Source organism: Pantoea sp. App145, assembly GCF_047947045.1.
GTDB lineage: Bacteria > Pseudomonadota > Gammaproteobacteria > Enterobacterales > Enterobacteriaceae > Pantoea.
Map to the genome: position 1 here is coordinate 3865901 of NZ_CP133290.1, position 19320 is coordinate 3885220.

9 protein-coding genes are annotated in these 19320 nt (G+C 53.5%); 1 reads left to right on the forward strand and 8 read right to left on the reverse strand.

Going from position 1 to position 19320, the window contains the following annotated elements; translation table 11 throughout:
• Positions 1-79: 79 nt before the first annotated feature.
• The 3 genes from RCF31_RS17850 to trxC all read right to left on the reverse strand — a co-directional run bounded on the left by RCF31_RS17850 (position 80) and on the right by trxC (position 4015).
• Complete coding sequence (locus RCF31_RS17850) at positions 80-2737, reverse strand: GNAT family N-acetyltransferase (protein WP_416413287.1); 2658 nt, start codon at positions 2735-2737, stop codon at positions 80-82.
• A 77-nt stretch (positions 2738-2814) separates the two neighbouring features.
• Positions 2815-3507 carry a tRNA-uridine aminocarboxypropyltransferase gene (locus RCF31_RS17855; protein WP_416411849.1) on the reverse strand — a complete coding sequence of 231 codons (693 nt, stop codon included), beginning with the start codon at positions 3505-3507 and terminating at the stop codon, positions 2815-2817.
• An 88-nt stretch (positions 3508-3595) separates the two neighbouring features.
• A complete protein-coding gene (gene trxC / locus RCF31_RS17860) occupies positions 3596-4015 on the reverse strand; it encodes a thioredoxin TrxC (RefSeq protein WP_084876407.1) in 420 nt (139 codons plus the stop codon).
• Positions 4016-4170: 155 nt separating this feature from the next.
• Here trxC and RCF31_RS17865 point away from each other — a divergent pair, with 155 nt between their 5' ends.
• Positions 4171-5283, forward strand: coding sequence for a tRNA/rRNA methyltransferase (locus RCF31_RS17865; protein ID WP_416411850.1), 1113 nt, complete (start codon positions 4171-4173; stop codon positions 5281-5283).
• Between the two features lie 35 nt (positions 5284-5318).
• On the opposite strand, the gene emrB is transcribed toward RCF31_RS17865, so the two are convergent.
• The 5 genes from emrB to RCF31_RS17890 all read right to left on the reverse strand — a co-directional run bounded on the left by emrB (position 5319) and on the right by RCF31_RS17890 (position 19013).
• Entirely contained in the window at positions 5319-6854 is a 1536-nt protein-coding gene (gene emrB / locus RCF31_RS17870; protein WP_208716213.1) for a multidrug efflux MFS transporter permease subunit EmrB, read from the reverse strand.
• Positions 6855-6871: 17 nt separating this feature from the next.
• Positions 6872-8044 (reverse strand): multidrug efflux MFS transporter periplasmic adaptor subunit EmrA, encoded by a 1173-nt coding sequence (gene emrA / locus RCF31_RS17875; RefSeq protein WP_416411851.1) that lies wholly within the window; start codon positions 8042-8044, stop codon positions 6872-6874.
• A gap of 150 nt (positions 8045-8194) precedes the next feature.
• Positions 8195-8725: a transcriptional repressor MprA gene (gene mprA, locus RCF31_RS17880; RefSeq protein WP_084876402.1), complete on the reverse strand. Its 531-nt coding sequence runs from the start codon at positions 8723-8725 to the stop codon at positions 8195-8197.
• A gap of 329 nt (positions 8726-9054) precedes the next feature.
• Complete coding sequence (locus RCF31_RS17885) at positions 9055-10233, reverse strand: MFS transporter (RefSeq protein WP_416411852.1); 1179 nt, start codon at positions 10231-10233, stop codon at positions 9055-9057.
• A 116-nt stretch (positions 10234-10349) separates the two neighbouring features.
• Entirely contained in the window at positions 10350-19013 is an 8664-nt protein-coding gene (locus RCF31_RS17890; RefSeq protein ID WP_416411853.1) for a GH36-type glycosyl hydrolase domain-containing protein, read from the reverse strand.
• Between the last annotated feature and the right edge of the window lie 307 nt (positions 19014-19320).

Sequence of the window (19320 nt, forward strand, 5' to 3'; positions counted from 1 at the left end):
GCCATCAAATCATGATCCTAACGCGCGATAATAACATCAACCGGCGGGCCCGGGGGGATTTTTACCTTTCTCTACAAGGTTAGTCGATGCCATCATTTAAGGGTAAATTGAGGCTGACAATTCCGTCATCCAGTTGAATATTCACACGAAAGTTAAGTTTTCGTGCCAGCGTAATCATGCCGGTATTGTGTGGCATGGTGATACCGTTCAATTGTTGCAGACCGTGATCGCGGGTATAGCGAATCATCTTCTCCAGCAGGCGTCTGCCCATGCCCAGCCCTTTGAGATCTGAACGCACCAGGACGGAAAACTCAGCATCAATGTTATCGGCATCAGAAATGGCACGCGTCACGCCAATAATCTCTTGTTGATTTGCCTGCTGACGCACCGCCACAATCGCCATTTCGCGGTCATAATCGATCTGCGTCATATTGGCCAAATCCTCATGAGTGAATTCGTTGATCTCACTGAAATAGCGGTAGTAGAGATCTTCTTTGGTCACCTGCGCAATAAAGTCACGCAGCAGCGGTTCATCTTCAGGCAGGATGGGACGGAACAGGCAATGCTGACCATCCTTCAACGCGAACTGCTCCTCAAGGTGATGAGGATAGGGGCGAATCGCCAGCCGGGCTTCGTTATCGCCGTGGAAAGGGGCCAGCTGGAGCGTGACATCCAGCAGTGTAAATTCCTCCCCGGCGGCCAGCAGCGGGTGAATATCCAGTCGCTGAATCTCCGGGCAATCCACCACCAGGTTAGAAACCTGCACCAGTAACTGGCTAAGCGCCGGAATATTTAACGGTCGCAGGGCGCTGCGGCTACGCACTTTGCCACTCTTCATCGCCTGGATCACCAGGTAACGCGCCAGCGTCATATTGAGTGGCGGCAGGGCAACGGCGGCCTGTTTATCTGGCTGCCATTCAACGCCGCCTTCGCCCAGCAAAATAATCGGGCCAAACAGCGGATCCTGTTCGACCACCACGCGCAGCTCCTGTGCACCAGCGCGATTCGCCATGCTCTGTACCAGCAGGCCATCAATACGCGCGTGCGGATGGGTCTGGCGCACGCGGTCAAAAATGGCTTCAGCAGCCTGCTCTACTTCTGCGGCACTGCGCAGATAAAGCATCACCCCCTGCACCTCGGATTTATGCGGGATATCTGGCGAACGAAGTTTGAGTGCCACGGGATAGCCAATCTGCCCGGCAATACTGGCTGCCGCAGCGCTGTCAGCTGCAATCCAGGTCGGCAAAGTTGCCAGACCATAGGCTTCCAGCACGGGCTGCACCTCGTGGGTATCCAGCGTGGTGATGCCTTGATCGAGCGCCTGCTGAATCAGCTGGTGCGCCTGCGCGCTATTCTGCGTTAGCCCTGGTGGTAGCGCGGGCGTTTCACGCAGTTGCTTCTGATTGCGACGATACTCCACCTGATGCATAAACGCGGTGACAGTCCCCTCCGGGGTGCGCCACGTGGGGATGCCCGCCCTGGTGAAGGCACGCCGTGCGTCCTGCGAGGAGAACTCGCCGCACCAGTTAGTCAGCAATGTCACCTGTTTGCCACGCGGATGGCGGGCAATTGCCTCAATAATTTGCGCGGCAGTTTCGCTGGCAGGCGATACCGCGCTCGGCGCGTGGATGATCATCAGCGCATCCAGCTCGTGGCTATCAAGCAGCTTCTCAATGCAGGCGACATAGCGTTCCGGAGTGGCATCATCTTTCAAGTCAAGAGGATTACCGCGTCCCACTCCCTCCGGCAGCAGCGCCGCCAGCGCCTGCAAGGTCTCTTCGCTCAGTGTTGCCAGTTTGCCATTGCGCGCGTAAAGCTCATCCAGCGCCAGGGCTGCCGGGGCGGCACCATTGCTGATGATCATCAGACGATCGCCGCGTAGCGGACGCATATGGCTGAGTGATTCGACGGCAGAAAACAGTTCATGGGTATCCTGCACGCGCAGCAGACCAGCACGCTGGATAGCCGCATCCCAGGCGGCATCCAGCCCGCTATGGGTGCCAATCATCGCCTGGGCCTGATGGCTGCGGCCACTTTTGATCACCAGAATGGGTTTATTACGCGAGGCGCTACGTGATGCAGAAACAAAGCGGCGCGCATCGCTGAGATGTTCCAGGTACAGCAGAATGGCGCTGGTTTTGCCGTCGCGCGCGAGAAAATCGAGCAGGTCATCAACATCAATATCAAGACTGTCACCGAGGGCAATAAACCAGGAGAACCCAAGGTTACGCTGTTGTGCCCAGTCGAGGATGGTGTTCGACACCGCCGCCGATTGCGAAATAAAGGCGATGCGGCCTTTCGCGATCGGCACCGGGGAAAAGCTGGCATTCAGACCTTGCCAGGGCGCAAGCAAGCCGAGGCTGTTGGGGCCGAGGAGGCGGATCTGCCACTGGCTGGCGCAGGCTTTCAGTTCTTCCAGCTGGCTGGCCGGTGCAGAGAGGATAATGCAGGCTTTACAGCCTTTTTCGCCCAGTTGTTGCAGCAGTTCGAGGTTGCGTCGGGCATGGGTGCAGATGACAGCAAGATCCGGGGCGAAGGGCAGGCTGGCAATGTCCGGCCAGGCCAATACACCGCTCACGGCTTTATATTTGGGCGTCACCGGTAATACCGGGCCGCTAAAGCCCCCCGCCAGCAGGTTGCGCATCATAAAGTAACCCGCACGACCGGGTTTCACCGAGGCACCAATTACCGCAATGGATTTAGGTCGTAACAGCGCTTCCAGTCCGCGTTGGCTCATCATGCACTCCTGACATGGGGATTTGCATGATTGTAAACGCTTTTGGCGCCGTTTGCCGATTCACCGATCGCAGTCTGCTACAGGGCTTCGTCCAGCGCGTGTACAGGATGATGCGGCTTTCCGGCCAGATACGCCTGACGGAACTGTTCGAAATGCTGTTGCAAAGCGTTGGCCGCTGCTGCATCACCCGCCTGCTTCAGCAGGGCGGCGGCGACTTCAGCAGTGCAGTGCTGGCCTTCACCATGTGCTTCACGCAGCGTGTAACGCGAAGGCGTGGTGACATTCAGTGACATCACCGGAAATGCATCCAGCCACGGGCTTTTGCGGAACATTTTGCGGGCTTCAGTCCAGGTGCCGTCGAGCATAATAAACAGCGGTGGCTTGCCGGTGGTTGGCGGTTCGGTCAATACCGCACGGCCAGGATCGGCATAGGAAGCGGGGAACACCACCAGAGGCTGGTATTCACTCATCTGCACCGCCTGTAATAATGCTGCATCCGGCTCGGTACGCGACCAGCCAAATGCCAGCGTATCTGGCAAGATGTCGGCGATAAGGCGTCCGGTGTTGCTCGGCTTCATTGGTTCGGTATCAAACATCACCAGACAGAAACGGCTACGCGCGGTTTGCGGTTGTAAGCTGGCACAGACGCAATGCTTATGCGGCAAAAGACAGCCCTGACAGCGGATAACACGATTTCCTCGTGCCAGAAAGGGGCGCGTGGCGCGGGCAAGGCGTTGCGAACGCAAACGCAGGACAGCATTTTCAGACATAACACTCAGGCGGGCAGAAAAAACACAATTGTAATGGAATTGCCGCAGAAAGGTAATATGGCCAGCGCAAGGCTGGCCAGGGGCAGGATCACAGCGATTCGTCGAGCCATTCATTAAAGGGTGCTTTGGGCATGGCACCATTGAGCATATCGACCATTTCACCGTTCTTAAACAGCATGATGGTGGGTATGCTGCGAATGCGAAAACGCGAGCTGAGTGCGGGTTCTGCTTCGGTATTAACCTTTACAAAACGCACTTTACCACGACGTTCATCGGCGACATCTTTGAACACCGGTGCGAAATTGACGCAAGGACCACACCACGGTGCCCAGAAATCGACCACTACCGGCAGATCATCCTGCAAATATTTATCCAGCGTCGCGGCCGTCGCGCTGACCACTTCACCGTTGAACAACTCACCGCCGCAGCGGCCACACTTGGCTCCATCGGCAATGCGTGCATCGGGCACGCGATTGGTTGCCTGACAGGAGGCGCATACCGTATTCATAGTTACCTCAACCGGACCTGTAAAACTTACGATTGCCGAGCATTATGAAAGGGTTGAGTGCTATGCTCAATCTGGATTGCCCAATAGGTTCAATAGTTGATAGCTAAGCGCCTACACATCAGGTAATCTTCGCGCTCTCAATGCTGGAGGAACAGATGAACGACGAATTTAAAGGCAAAAGCGGCAAGGTAAAAGTGATGTATGTACGTGGTGAGGATGAGGGCCAGAAAGGCTCGCGTGCGCCAAACCCCCGTACCGGCAAAGGCGGCCGTACTGCTGCGCGCCAGGAAGATAATCGTCGTTCCGGGCCTCGTAGCGGACGTAATAATGAAGAGGGTGGCCGTAACGCCGGTCCTCGTGGCGGACGTAATAGTGAAGAAGGTGGCCGCAGTGCCGGTCGTCGTAACGACCGCGAATCCTCGCGTGGCTATGAAGATTCACCGTGGCGCACTGTTTCGCGTCCACCGGTTAGTGAAGAAAGCCTGTCTGATGAGGTGGGTAGCAGCAAGCCTGCCATCGATCCGGAGCAGATTCGCCGTCAGCGTCAGGAAGAGACGCGCGTTTACGGTGAAAATGCCTGTCAGGCATTGTTCCAGAGTCGTCCTGAAAGCATCGTACGTGCCTGGTTTGTGCAGAGCGTGACGCCGCGCTTCCGCGAGACCTTGCGCTGGCTGGCGGCCAATCGTAAAGCCTATCACGTGGTTGAAGATGCCGAACTGGCGAAAGCCTCAGGCACTGAACATCATGGCGGCGTTTGCTTCATTATCAAAAAACGCATGGGCATGGCGGTTTCTGAATGGTTAAGCCAGGCCGAAGCCAAAGATTGCGTGCTGGCGCTGGAAGATGTCAGCAACCCGCATAACCTCGGCGGCATCATGCGTAGCTGCGCGCACTTTGGCGTGAAGGGCCTGCTGGTCAATGACGCATCGCTGCTGGAATCAGGTGCAGCGGTACGTACCGCAGAAGGCGGTGCCGAGCATGTCCAGGCGATCAGCGGTGAGAGCTTCTCCGAGGGTCTGGAAGCGTTCCGTAAAGCGGGCTACACCATTGTGACCACTTCAAGCCATGAAGGTACGCCGCTGGCGAAAGCTGAATTACCGGCCAAAATGGTGCTGGTGCTGGGTCAGGAGCGTGAAGGTCTGTCCGACAGCGCATTCCAGCAGGGCGACATGAGCTTGTCGATTGGCGGCACCGGCAACGTGGAAAGCCTTAACGTGTCGGTAGCTACCGGCATCCTGCTCGCCGAATGGTGGCGACAGAACGCATAAAAAAACGGGCCGAATGGCCCGTTTTGCTTTCTGGCTTAGTGTGCACCGCCGCCACCGCCGCCCGCCCCAAAAGGCGGACGCGCGAACCAAATCAACACCAGCAGAATGATAAACACCCCGGCGGAGGCCCAGAAAATCTCGTTGGCTGAGATAATCAGGCCCTGGTTGGTGATCTGCTGCGCGATATACGCAGAGGCCTGCTGGTGGGTCATCCCGAGACTTTCCAGCTGATCGTACATCTGCTGCGAATTGGCGTTGTACGGATTGACCGACTCCGACAAATAGCTGTGATGCATTGATTCGCGATCGGTCCACATGGTGGTGGTGATCGAGGTACCGATGGAACCCGCCAGCGTTCGCACGAAGTTGGACAGACTGGACGCTGCCGCCATACGTTCCGGCGGTAAGCCCGACAACGTGATGGTGGTCAGCGGCATAAAGAAACATGCCACTGCGAAGCCCTGAATAAACTGCGGCCACGCCGACGCACCAAAATCCATCCCCGGCTCAAAGGTATACGCGCGCCAGTAGAAACAGACGGCATACATAATAAAGCTGAAGGTCACCAGACGGCGCATATCCAGCTTATGCGCAAAGCGCCCGATAATCGGCGACAGGATCACCGGAATCACCCCGACCGGTGCTGAGGCCAGCCCAGCCCAGGTGGCGGTGTAGCCGTACACCTCCTGCAATAGCTGGGGCAACAACACGATCGAGCCGAAGTAGAGCATGTAAGCGAGGCTGATCGACAAACAACCGATGGTGAAATTCCGCGATTTAAATAGCGAAAGATCGACTATCGGATGGTCATCGGTCAGTTCCCACACCAGTAGCACCAAAAGGGAGACCACGGCGACGACCGTCAGCACGATAATCTCCGTCGAGCTAAACCAGTCCAGCTCTTTGCCACGGTCCAGCATCACCTGCAGACAGCCAATACCCACCACCAGCAGCACCAGACCGACCATATCAATCGGCCGGACGGCGGTTGCGGTTTCGCGACCACGCAGGGTTTGCAGCGTCAGCATCACCACCACCACGCCAATCGGCACGTTGATGAAGAAGATCCAGCCCCAGTGATAGTTATCGCTAATCCAGCCACCGAGTATCGGTCCACAGATCGGCGCGACGATCACCGTCATTGCCCATAACGACAGCGCCACGCTGCGTTTTGCGGGTGGGTAGTTGTTCAGCAGCAGGCTCTGCGACAGAGGAATTAGCGGGCCTGCCACGACCCCCTGGATGATACGGAAGAAAATCAGCATCGACAGACTTTCTGACATACCACACGCCCAGGAGGCGAGGGCGAACAAAATGGTCGCCCAGGTAAACAGCTTCACTTCACCCACGCGTTTCGCCAGCCAGCCGGTGATCGGGATCGAGATGGCGTTTGCCACCCCGAAGGAGGTGATCACCCAGGTGCCCTGCGAGTTCGAGGCACCGAGATTACCGGCGATGGTTGGAATCGCCACGTTGGCGATAGTCGAGTCGAGTACCTGCATGAACGTCGCCAGCGACAGGGCGATGGTCATCAGGACTAACGGCGCGCCTTCAAGCGGTTTTTGTGCCATAACAGCCTCCCGCGTTATCAGCCGGCGTTGGCACGAACGATGTCAGTGATCATCTGGTTAACCGGTGTCAGGTCGATTGCCAGCGCATTACTTTCATAAGCGGCCTGAGCACGTACGCTGCTGGCCAGGGTTGCACCCTCTTTATTCGAAGTATCCACTTTCACCAGGGTGGACAGACCGATACGCAGTGGATGATCCGCCACTTCTTTGGCATCCAGTTCGATACGCACCGGCAGACGCTGAACCACTTTGATCCAGTTACCGGTGGCGTTCTGGGCTGGCAGCAACGAGAAGGCGCTACCGGTGCCCATATCGAGGCCAACCACTTTCCCCTGATACACCACATCATCACCGTAGATATCACTGACCACTGTCGCAGGCTGTCCAATACGAACGTCTGCCAGCTGGGTCTCTTTGAAGTTAGCATCCACCCACAAATTGGTGGCCGGAACCACCGCCAGCAACGGCGTACTGGTGGAGATTTGCGAACCTACCTGAACGCTACGACGGGAGACATAACCATCCATCGGGCTGCGAATATCGGTGCGTTGCAGTGCCAGCCAGGCATCGCGCAGTTCAGCAGATGCTTGTTTGACAGCGGGCTGGTTTTCCAGCGAGGTGTTGAGGATCATCGCCTGATTCGCGTTGAACTGCTGCTCCGCCACATCGAGCTGTGCTTTAGCGGTTGCCACAGCATCACGGGCGTGCTGTAACTCTTCACGGCCAATCAGGTTAGCCGCACCCAGCGGCTCACGGCGTTTCAGGTCCGCCTCCGCCTGTTCCAGTGCAGTTTTCTGCAATGCAATGGTGGCCTGATCCTGCTTGCCGGTGATCATCAACTGATGCGTCTGACGAACGCTGGTGGCCAGCGCCGTCTGGGCTTTCTCGAATGCCTGTTCGGCATCGGTTTTGTCGAGCGATACCAGCACATCACCTTTTTTTACGAAGTCGGTATCATCGAACCAGACTTTATTCACGCTACCAGAAACCTGTGCCATCACCTGCACCTGGTTACCGGAGACATAAGCATCATCGGTTTCCTGAAAATGCCGCAGTACCACCCACCAGTAAGCCAGATATGCCACACCAATTAATACAAACACGATTGCCAGCAGGATCAGCACACCTTTGCGCTTCTTCTTTTTATTTGCTGGCTGTTGCGGGCTTTGGGCTTCCGCTGTCGCACTCATTTGATTCTCCACGTTTTCCATTTTTTCGGGATGTACTGATCCATCAACACGGGGTCCCGAGTCGAAAAAAGCCAGCGTTTAACACGCTGGCCGGACAAAAGGGGATTAAAATATCGGTTTCGACAGGTGATTGTGTCGCACTTCTTGCTATTAGCGCGACAGAGAGGCGATGAGTTGGTCTTCGTCCATTTTGTCGAGGCGGTTAAGCAGCTTACGGGTAATGGCTTCCAGCTGGCCCTGTTCGTCTGAGGAGAGGGAGGACCAGAGATATTGGAGGCTCTGGTGCTGCGGTGGCAGCAGCTGACGTAAGAATTCGTTACCTTTTTCTGTCAGGTGCAGATGCAGGCAACGGCGATCGTTATCGCTTTCACGACGCTCAATCCAGCCGCGTTTTTCCAGTTCGTCAGCAATACGCGTGGCGTTGGTACGGGAAGAACCCAGTGCGGAACTCAATTCTGATGGCTGGATGCTCTGGTTTTCCTGCGCGTCCAGGGTGATCAGCGCCATGAATAAGGTTTCGTTAATTCCCTGCGCCTTCAACATTTTGTTGCGATTATCCAGCAGTTTGCCCTGCATATGCATGCACAGACGCGTCAGGATGATTTCCTGCAGTGGAAAATCTTTGTGGCGAGTAGCACGGATGTTTAGCATCTGCTCAATGGGAGTAAACGAACTTTCCATTCTAAAAAAACCTCACTAGTTGCAACTGGTATAGTAATGATGGTGACAGATTAAGCGTAGTCATAATTCCCGCATGTGATTGTTAGCAGGATCACACTGTCAACACCAGGCGATTCGAGGCCGCTCCCTGACCCCGGGCACATGGCCCGATCCGATGGCTGCAGATTCGCAGACAAGGGATGCTATCAATTCGCCTCGCGAAATCTTTTTACTGTTGAATAATTTCGCGAGAAAAAATAACCCTGATGAATAACTCTCTGGCTAACCATAACAAACCCAATCATTGATGAACAGTATTGCTCATTCATTTGGTCCGGTCTTTACGTTTTCTAAACACTTTCGAAACGCGCATTGCGCCACCAAATCAATAGGTTAATTACGGTGAACAGCACACCAGCCCCACAAACGCCATACCAGCCTGCATGATGAAATGCGTTCGCTGAGATGATGGAGCCCAGTGCGCCGCCAATAAAATAACTGGTCATATAACCGGCATTGAGGCGATTACGTGCCTCGGGTTTGTGGCGATAAATGACGCTTTGGTTGGTGATATGCACTGCCTGAACAGCTAAATCGAGCAGCAGGATACCGACAATCAGCGCCAGCAAATGCTGTGCGCCCAGTGCGGTCACCAGCCAGGCCACCAGCATAATCAGCAATCCGACGCTGGTGGTGAGTTTGGCTTTGCCCTTATCGGCGAGGCCACCCGCCTGACGTGCCGCCAGCGCGCCCGCTGCACCGACCAGCCCCAGCAGGCCAATTTCACCTTCATTAAAGCCATAGGGTTGGGCAGATAGCAGAAACGCCATTGAGGTCCAGAGCATGCTGAAGTTGGCAAAGTTGAGGCAGCCAGTTAATGCGCGGGTACGGATCACCCGATTACCGGCATACAGGCTAAAGATGGAGCGCAGCAGCTGCGGATAATTCAGCGGCACATGCTGTTTATAGCGTGGCAGAAATCGCCACAGCGCCAGCGCCATCAGGATCATCAGTACGCTGGCAGTCCAATAGACGCAGCGCCAGCCGCCCAGTTGTGCCAGTGCCCCTGCGGCGGTACGTGCCAGCAGGATACCCAGCAGCAAACCACTCATCACCGTCCCGACCACCTTGCCGCGTTTTTCGGGCGCAGCCAGGGTGGCGGCGAGGGGCACCAGCATCTGCGCCACCACGGAAAATAACCCGGTGACAACGGTGCCCAGCAGCATGAAGGGTAGAGAAGGGGAGAGCGCGGTGATCATCATGCCACCGGCGGCCAGCAGGCTCATCGACACGATCAGGCTACGGCGTTCCAGCATATCCCCCAATGGCACCAGCAGTAGCAGGCCGCATGCATAACCCAGTTGGGCAGTGGTGACGATAAAACCAGCAAGGCTGACGGAGAGATTAAACTGGTGGGCGATGGTATCCAGCAGCGGCTGGACATAATAGTTACTGGCGACGGCAAGGCCAGTCGCGACCGACATCAGTGCGACCAGGGCAGAATTGAGGCCCTGATGGGAAGCATTCATAGCGAGATGTGCAGACAAATAATCATAATAGGGTAATAGTAACCCAAAAAACTATTTCATTGTTGTGTTAATTAACAGGACGTACCAGTACGCTATAACGTCCGAATCGATTGGGATTATGAATCCTCCTTAGATGACTCTTCTTTTTTGTCGTGGTGCGATTCACCGCACCATGACGAATTCAGTAACGGGTAAGGATCATTTGCCAGCACCACCTTTACCTCATGGTCACCGGGTTCCTTACTCAGGTGAATTTCATCGCCAGGGCACCGGTTGCCATCCAGCCAAAGTTGATAGTCGGACTCACCGCGGACCACATTGATATGATAAGTGGCATGGCCCTCTTTGTAGATGATCATGACTTCCGGCCAGGCCGCAGGCAGGCGTGGTCGCAGCGCCAAACATTCCCCGTGTCTGACAATCCCCAATAAACTCCCGGTAATTAACTGATAAGTCCATCCTGCAGAGCCGGTGTACCACGTCCACCCTCCTCGTCCAGCATGAGATGCTGCGGCGTAGATGTCGGCGGCCATGACATAGGGTTCAACTTTGTAAACGGCCATTTTGCTGGCATCCAGGCTGTGATTCACCGGATTAATTAATGCCAGCAGTGACCATGCCCGCTCAATGTCACCCAGTTGAGCAAATGCCATAATCGCCCATAATGCACCATGGGTGTATTGTCCGCCGTTTTCTCTGATACCAGGCAGGTAACCGCGGATATAGCCAGGATTAGGTCCCGCACCGTTAAACGGCGGAGTGAGCAATTTAATCAGACCCATTTTCTCATCCACCAAATGGGTATCCAGCGCCGCCATAGCTATCCGGCACTTTTCTGCATCGCCTGCACCTGACAACACCGCCCAACTTTGAGCGATTGCATCAATCTGGCACTCAACGCTACTGCCTGACCCCAGTTTTTCTCCGTTATCAAAGTAACCGCGCAGATACCAATTCCCATCCCAGGCTGAATCATTCAGAACGACCCGTAATTTTTCCGCATGCTGCCGACAGAATATGCCAGTGGCATGATCCCCGATCCGATCCGCCAGGGTGCTGAAATGTGTTAATACGCTGTAAAGAAAGAAGCCCAGCCAGACGCTTTCGCCTTTACCACCGATGCCAACTGTGTTCATCCCATCATTCCAGTCACCTGAACCCATCAGCGGCAGACCATGTTCACCAAAATTTAAGCCGTGCTTAATCGCGCAGATGCAGTGCTGCCACAGCGTTTCTGCGGTCTGGCTGATATCCGGTTTTTCATAGATAGACTCTTCGTCGGCATCCAGCAGCCGTCCTTCCAGATAGGGAATCACTTGCGACAGCACCGTCAAATCCTCTGTTGCCTCGATATAGCGGCAAAGCGCAAAAGGGAGCCAGAGATAATCATCGGAACAGCGCGTCCGTACCCCTTTTCCACCCGGCATATGCCACCAGTGCTGGACATCACCTTGCAGAAATTGCCGTGAAGCACAAAGTATCAGCTGATTACGTAATGTATCCGGTGAGCTGTGGGACAGCGCCAGCGTATCCTGGAGTTGATCGCGAAAACCGTAAGCACCACCCGATTGATAGTAGCCACTGCGAGCCAGCAAGCGACTGGCGATGGTTTGATATAGCAGCCAGCCATTAGCCAATATGTTTACGGCAGGATCTGGCGTCACTATCTGAATTTTATCGAGCAATGTCTGCCAGTGTGTTTTGACCTTCCCGAGTTCCAGTTCGACATTTTCGCTGACCAGATAGTGTTCCAGCAGTTGGCAGACATCAGGCAAATCTTTGCCAACGCCCAGCACGAAAACAAAACTACGGCTATCACCATGAATAAGTGTGGTGACACTTTGCAATGTTGCGCAGGGATCGTAACCCGCCCCGGTAGTACCTGATAAACCACGCTTCTGCATCATCGCCGGCTGCCTGACCGTGCCATTAGGGCCAAGACATTCAAAGCAGTTGGCACTTAACGCTATCCGGTTGCCAGTCACGGCGAAAAACGCACTACGTGCAGCATCTGTACCGCCGTAATAATTGTTTGCCAGAATGGCACTCCCTGCCGTCGGGGTAATCGAAGACGTCACAATATGGCTTGCGGATTTACTCGCTAACTCACCCAGTACCCACTGGACATAGCCGGTAACGGATAACTGACGGGACCGGCCAGAATGGTTCCTGATCGTCAGCAGAGTCAGTTTAACGGCGGCGGATTCCGCGACGAACACGGTCATCGCGCTGGTAATCCCTTGTTGCGTATGATCGAACGTGCTGTAACCAAAACCATGTTTGATCAGATAATCACCCGTACCACGTATCGGCAGTGGCATGGGTGACCAGACCTCACCGCTTTCTTCATCACGAATATAGAAAGCTTCGCCAGAAAGATCGCTGACCGGATCGTTTTCCCAGGGCGTTAAACGATATTCATGCGCATTTTCATAAAAACTGTAAGCCTGTCCACTTTCGCTGATGACTGAGCCAAATAATGGATTTGCCAGTACGTTGCACCAGGGGGCAGGGGTTTGCTGTCCGGGCTTCAGACAGATTTGATATTCACTTCCTGTGGTAGTAAAACCCCCGATGCCATTGAAAAAACACGCAGGTTGAGTCGCTAAAGATGGGGCGGGCTGGTCAGGGAAGGGGGAGGACGTCGGAATTAATCGCGTTGATACCGGGTGCACTGGCCTGAGGATCATACTGAGCTGATCGGTCAGGCTGCCGTTGCTGCCTCGCAGTACCACAGCGGCAACGCTCATTAATAATCGCAGATCTTCCACTGTAAACGTTTCTTCTTTACGGAGAAAAATGCCTCCCGGTTTATCCACCAGCACTGATGCTTCATGTGAGGTAAGCAGCCCAAGTATCTGACTGTGCAATGTCTGTTGATAGCCGCCATGATCCATGTTCAGGATGACCAGATCGACGAGTAACCCTTTCTGCCGCCAATACTGATGCGCCTGGATTAAAGACAGCACCAAATCCATCTGTTCGCTCTGATCAACCACCAGTACCACGATGGGTAAATCACCCGACAGCGAATAGCGCCATAAAGCTGACTGCCCAAGACGGTTTTGCTGAATAGATTTTGTATCCCCCCATATTTCAGGGCACAGGAAGATCACGGCGCTGGCGAGCTGATTAAACAGGCTCGCATCTTCCGCCGTAACATTTAGCTGCCGCAATACCACCTGACTGTGTGACCAGGCCAGCTCAAAGATGCGGTTGGCGTTAGTTTGATTGCGGTATTTTTCAATCAGCGACAGGCTGGTGTCACGTTGCAGAGTGACGCCATAAATCATATCAATGACCACCGATTCACCTGCTTTCAGACGAAATGCCTGCCTGATGGACAGCACAGGATCCAGCACCGAGCCATCACTATTAGAAAGCACTGCGGCCGGAGCAAGCGCCTGGGGGGTGGCGACGCTGTTTCCCCGACCAATAAAACGCGCCCGATCAGTCTCAAAAGAGGTGCTTCTTTCAAATGCGCCATGTATTACCATGGCATGAAACATCCACGGGGTGGCTTCATGGGCAGTGCGTGGACGACGATGCGCCAGAATGGCTTCAAGTTCGGCCACGATCTCGGTCTGCACAAAAAGGTTGCTGAAGGCCGGGTGCGCTAAATCCTGATCGGCTGGTGCCAGTACCACTTCGGCGTAAGTTGTGATATCAAATTCTCCGGGATGACGTGAGCGGTTCGTTAAGGTTATCCGTCTGATTTCAATGTCATCCTCGGGTGAGACAACGATGTGAGTCTGCGCGCTGATTGCGCCGTCCGTACCGTGAAATTCCACGCCAGCATCACGGAAATGCGTGTGGTAATCAGCGCGATCGTTATTGACTGGCTGCAAGACATTGCTCATTACCGTCTCAGTTTTCAGGTCGCGGATATAACAAAATATGCCCTGATTATTGCGACTGGCATCGCAACGCCAGCGCGTCAGTGCTAACCCCTGCCAGGTACTATAACCGACCCCCGTTTGCGTGATCATTAAGTGGTAATCAGCATTAGAAAGTAACTGAAGCTGCGGTACTCGGGTGTCGCCTTTGCTAAATTCACGCTCACCGCTTACGGCCCTGGACGATTTGTTTTCCGAAGTGTCAACGAACTGACGGCGTGGGGTATATAGCTCGATGTCATCGGGAAGCCGTTCTTGCATCAGCAGACGAGATGACTGAAACAAGGCACTTGACATGAAACGCTCTACCATTGGGGCATTAAATAGCAGATGTGATATAGCCAGTAACCCCATGCCCTGGTGATGAGCCATATAGGTTTTTACCGGGGCGAATCGTTGCCCATTGGTTAAGCGCTGCGGGGTAAAATCCAGCGCTTCATAAAAGCCATACTCTCCAGTGGCCCCTAACGTTTTCAGGCGATAAAGGTTATCAATCGCTGCATGAGGGAAGACCATTAACGCCAGCAACGTTGCATAGGGGGCAACGACATGATCTTCATTCAATCCGTTTTTCAACCCCAGTTCGGGTGTGCCACAAGCCTTGTACTGATAGTTATGGTTGGCATCAAAACTGGCATAAGCGGATTCTGACACCCCCCATGGTGTTCCTGATGACTTGCCGGACGCGATCTGTTGCCTGACTGCGGACCTGGCCATCTTCTCAAGTAGTGTCTCGGGATAAAATGGCATCACCAGATGCGGCATCAAATACTCAAACATGGAACCGCTCCAGGACATCACTGCGGGTTGTCCGTTCAGCAGGGTGAACAGCCTGCCAAGAGTAAACCAGCTCTTCATTGGGAGTTGATTTGCTGAGATGGCGTAATAATGAGTCAGGCGGACTTCCGAGGGGAAAAGGTCGTATTTGCTGCTGTCCGGCAGACCGCTTTCGCAGTTGTGCCCGACGCTCAACAATGCGGTTGAAGAATGATACAGGAAGCGAAAATCCATTTTGGCATGATCGCGTAACCGGGTTTCCAGCTCGATTAACGTGGCCAGCCGCTGACGGGCAGCCCACATCACCGGCTGGGTTTGCTGTGAGGTTAACTCCGGTCGGTGTTTTGCCAGGTTGGCCAGCCAGAGCAGTGAACAAGGTTCAGCAGGCCAGTACTGGCTTTCCGATAGCCAGTCAAAGAACAGTGCCCATTCGTCACGAAAATCATTCAACTGGTGGAAAAAAGCTTTGAGCCATTTTGTGCCAGACCGGCTACGGCTGATAGCTTGCGCGTTCAGGGCGGCAAGTTTTGTCATTTCAGCGGCAACGAGGTTTGGGCTACAGGTTGCAATGATATCTAATTGTGCATGCAACCTGGCAAATACACTCAGTTCAGTGGGTGAGCATTGATATTCAGCCAGATAAAGCGTGTCCCTGAGCCCGGGCACCATACTGGAGGGTATGAATAGTGGCTGGTTTTTCCATTGCGATAATCCCGCCTGGAGGGTTATCAGATGCGCAGCTAAATTGCCGCTGTCCACGCTGGAAACATAACGTGGATGCAGCGGGAGCAACGTCAGAGTGTCATACCAGTTGTAAAGATGACCGCGAAAGTGCTCCATTTTATCCAAAGCATCCAGCGTGGCCGTCGTTCGGGCCAGCACTTTCCTCTGCGTCAGGTAGCCAAAATCCCAGGCCGTCAGGGTCGCCAGCAGTGACAGACCAATATTGGTCGGGGATGTGCGATGTGCGACAGTAGCTTCAGGTATCTCCTGAAAATTATCCGGGGGTAAGAAGTTCTCCTTTTCATTGACGAATTCGTCAAACCACGCCCAGGTTCGCCGGGCAGTAAGGCGTAAAAAATGCTGCTGCTCAGCAGAAACTTTCGGCTGTCGGGACGGTGCCGGATGGCTGATGCGCCTGACCCATTCCGGTGTGATGATCCAAACCAGCGCCAGAGTTAATGCAATCAGAATGAGTGTGGGCATCATCAGGCCAGTCAGAAGCAATAAGGTGATTCCGGCCAGTGGATTAATCCACATTGCATGAAAATAATGACGCGCCGAAAGTTTGGCACCGGCTTTTATCTGGGAGGCATTTGCCCATTCGCTCAGATTGCGATGGCTGATATTCAGTCGCCATAACGTCACGATGATGGCTTTCAGGGACCAATAGCTTTCATAGGGGAGTGTTGCCAGAAACAGCCCGGATCGGCAGAGGCGGGACAATCCGTCATTAAGAACGATGCGATAATGCTGAGGCCAGCTGCGTTGTTTCCCTTTCCTGATCACATCCATTAGCAAGGCGCACAAGGCTGGCAGAACAAGGAACAGGACTATCCCCCCCAGCCATAAGCCCGGATTAGGCATGATGGTCAGGCTGAAAAAAATGACCAGCAGCAACAGGGGGGCCACCAGGCTGCGGCGCAAATTATCGAAGATTTTCCAGCGTGAAAGGGCGCTCAGCGGATTGTTCTGTCGGGTACCATCCTGCAAATTTACCCGCAGTCGTAACCAATTAAGGAGTTGCCAGTCTCCCCTGATCCAGCGAAAGCGGCGGGCTACATCACTGAGGTAATCTTCAGGATACTGCTCATAAAATACCACATTGCTGGCCACACCGGAGCGTGCATAGCATCCCTCAAGCAGATCATGACTCAACACTAAATTTTCCGGGCAGGCATTCAGGGTTGCCTGGGTGAAAGCGCTGACATCATAGATGCCTTTGCCAACAAATGACCCTTCACCAAATAAATCCTGATAAATATCTGAAGAAATGGATGAATAGGGATCATTACCAGGTACGCCGCTGCACAATTTTGCATAAATGCTCTGACCGTGGCGCGGAATTTCTTCAGCCAGTCGGGGCTGAAGAATCGCATACCCAGCCACAACCCGTTGTTTATGCTGGTCAAACACTGGCGTATTGAGCGGATGCGCCATCATCCCGATCAGGCGGTGGGCCGCTTCACGTGGTAACACGGTGTCACTGTCCAGGGTAATAACATATTTGACGTTGCTAAGCTGCGCCTGTGTTGCCCCGCTAATAATGCTGAAACTGTCTGATCCTCCGAGTAGCCAACGGTTCAGGGCATTCAGTTTCCCTCTTTTGCGTTCGTAACCCATCCAGATTCCCTGCGCTTCATTCAGCTCACGGTTGCGGTGCAACAGGGTGAAGCGGGGGCAGCTTTCGTCAGGGGTCATATACCGCCGGTTGAGTGCTGCGGTTTTCAGCACAGCGTAATCAACCAGCAGGCTATCGTTCTCCGCGTTCTCTGCAATATTGTCTGTGAGATCGGTGAGCAGTGCGAAAACGATATTCGGCAGGGCATTGCCTAAATAACAAACCTCCATCGAGCGGAGTAAAGCATCTATGCCACTGTGACTTTCCAGCATGCAGGGGATCACGACTAACGTCCTGGCTTCATCAGGGATGGAACTTTCGTAATTGAGGCGGGGAAGCGAGGCGGGAACACGACTGCGGGTGGTCACCTCACTCAGCAGCTGGACAACCAGCTGACTACTGATAATGACGACCGGAATAAATAATAGCCATATCCACATGTTCATGCCGGCCTGGCGGGTTGCCAGCAGCATCTCTGCGCTACAGGCAGTTGTCAGCAATAGCAGACTCCCCAGCCAGGAAAGGAGAGGGGTTTGATTCAGACGATGCCGCAGGTGATTCAGCAGTGAGTAGCGCGTTGCCAGATGTTGTTCTAACTGCGCTCGTCCCTTATCCAGCAGAAAAAAACCAATATGCTGCTGACGTCTGGGAAGTTCAGGCTGGCTGGACAGCGCCAGTACTTTCTGAGCGACTTCCTGCTCCGAAAAGTGACTATGGCGTGCTAATTGTTCAATGATATGGCGATAGCTATCACGGCTGTCAAAATGCATGCGGGGATAAATTTCCGCTGGATCCTGACATAAAACGGTTTCCACCAGACTGAGTGACTCGATAAATGCCTGCCAGTCTATTTCCCCTAACTGACGTAATCCGGCGATGCAGTTACTGACGGAAAGCTGACTCAGCGCCAGTTGCCGATTAAACTGCTCGATCACTTTCGCCACCGTTAATCCCATCGTCTGAAGATGTTGCTCGATCCAGGTTAACGTCAGCGTAGGGTTCTGGCCACTCAGCCGACGAGCCAATTCAGCCACAAAAGCACCCGACGGCATGGGGTTTAATCTTGCCATTTCGGCCACAACCATAATGGCTTTTGCTGCGTCGTTTTCCCTGGTGATGAGAATTTTGTCAATCCAGGTTTCGGCTCTCAGTCTTTCCTGATGTGTGGCCGCCACTTCTTCGACAATCCTGGCAAGATGGGTAATGAGCGCAAAACGTAGCATCGTCGGCAAAGCCCATAGCTCACCCAGCATGAGCGGCGTAACGCGTTGATATGAAGAGACAAGCCGATGGAGAATATTGCTTTCGATGCGCCCATCACTATGCTTCACCATTTCGTCTGCAATTGCCTGAATTCTGAGGAAGTGGGCAGGGTCACTTAATACGGGTAAACCCTGACCAAACTTTGCCGGCAATAACTGGCGGATCAAACGGATCTGCTCCTCAATAATGTAGAAATTATCCAGCACCCACACTCCGGCGGGGGTAAGACTTCTTTTATCCCCCACACACAGAATTTCTGCATTTTTGATCAGTGATTTTTCGCATTGCGCAAGTCGTTGCACGAGACGATAAGCCCCTTTGTTACCCGAGAGGGAATGGGTATGCGCCAGTTTTTCACCGTAGCTTTCCATCTGTGCTTCAGTGAATATTTCGGGTTTTACTGCCTGATAAACAGCATCCTGTGGCAAAAATGCAGGCTGAATGACAGATGCAATGGCAATATCACCTTCCTTTTGAGGCCAAAAATTAATTCCGGTTTTCATTTTATTACCCCTGATGAAGAAGAAATAACGTAAGGCGGGAAGAAAAGGCGATGTTCATTCCGGGACGTCATTTTGACGGTGGGATTAATCTTAATGATCGTGATAGAAGTATAGTCATTCTCAAAATTTAAAACGTGCATGCGTGGCAGAAAAATTAAAAATATCAATTTATCTTTAAAATTAGCACGTGGCTTAGTGATGAAATTTAAATTATATGCAACGTTATGAGCCTGTTAGTAATTCGCAAGCGCATATATGCTTATTTTTCGGCCCCTGTTAACAAGGTGTGTTATGATTGAATTCCATA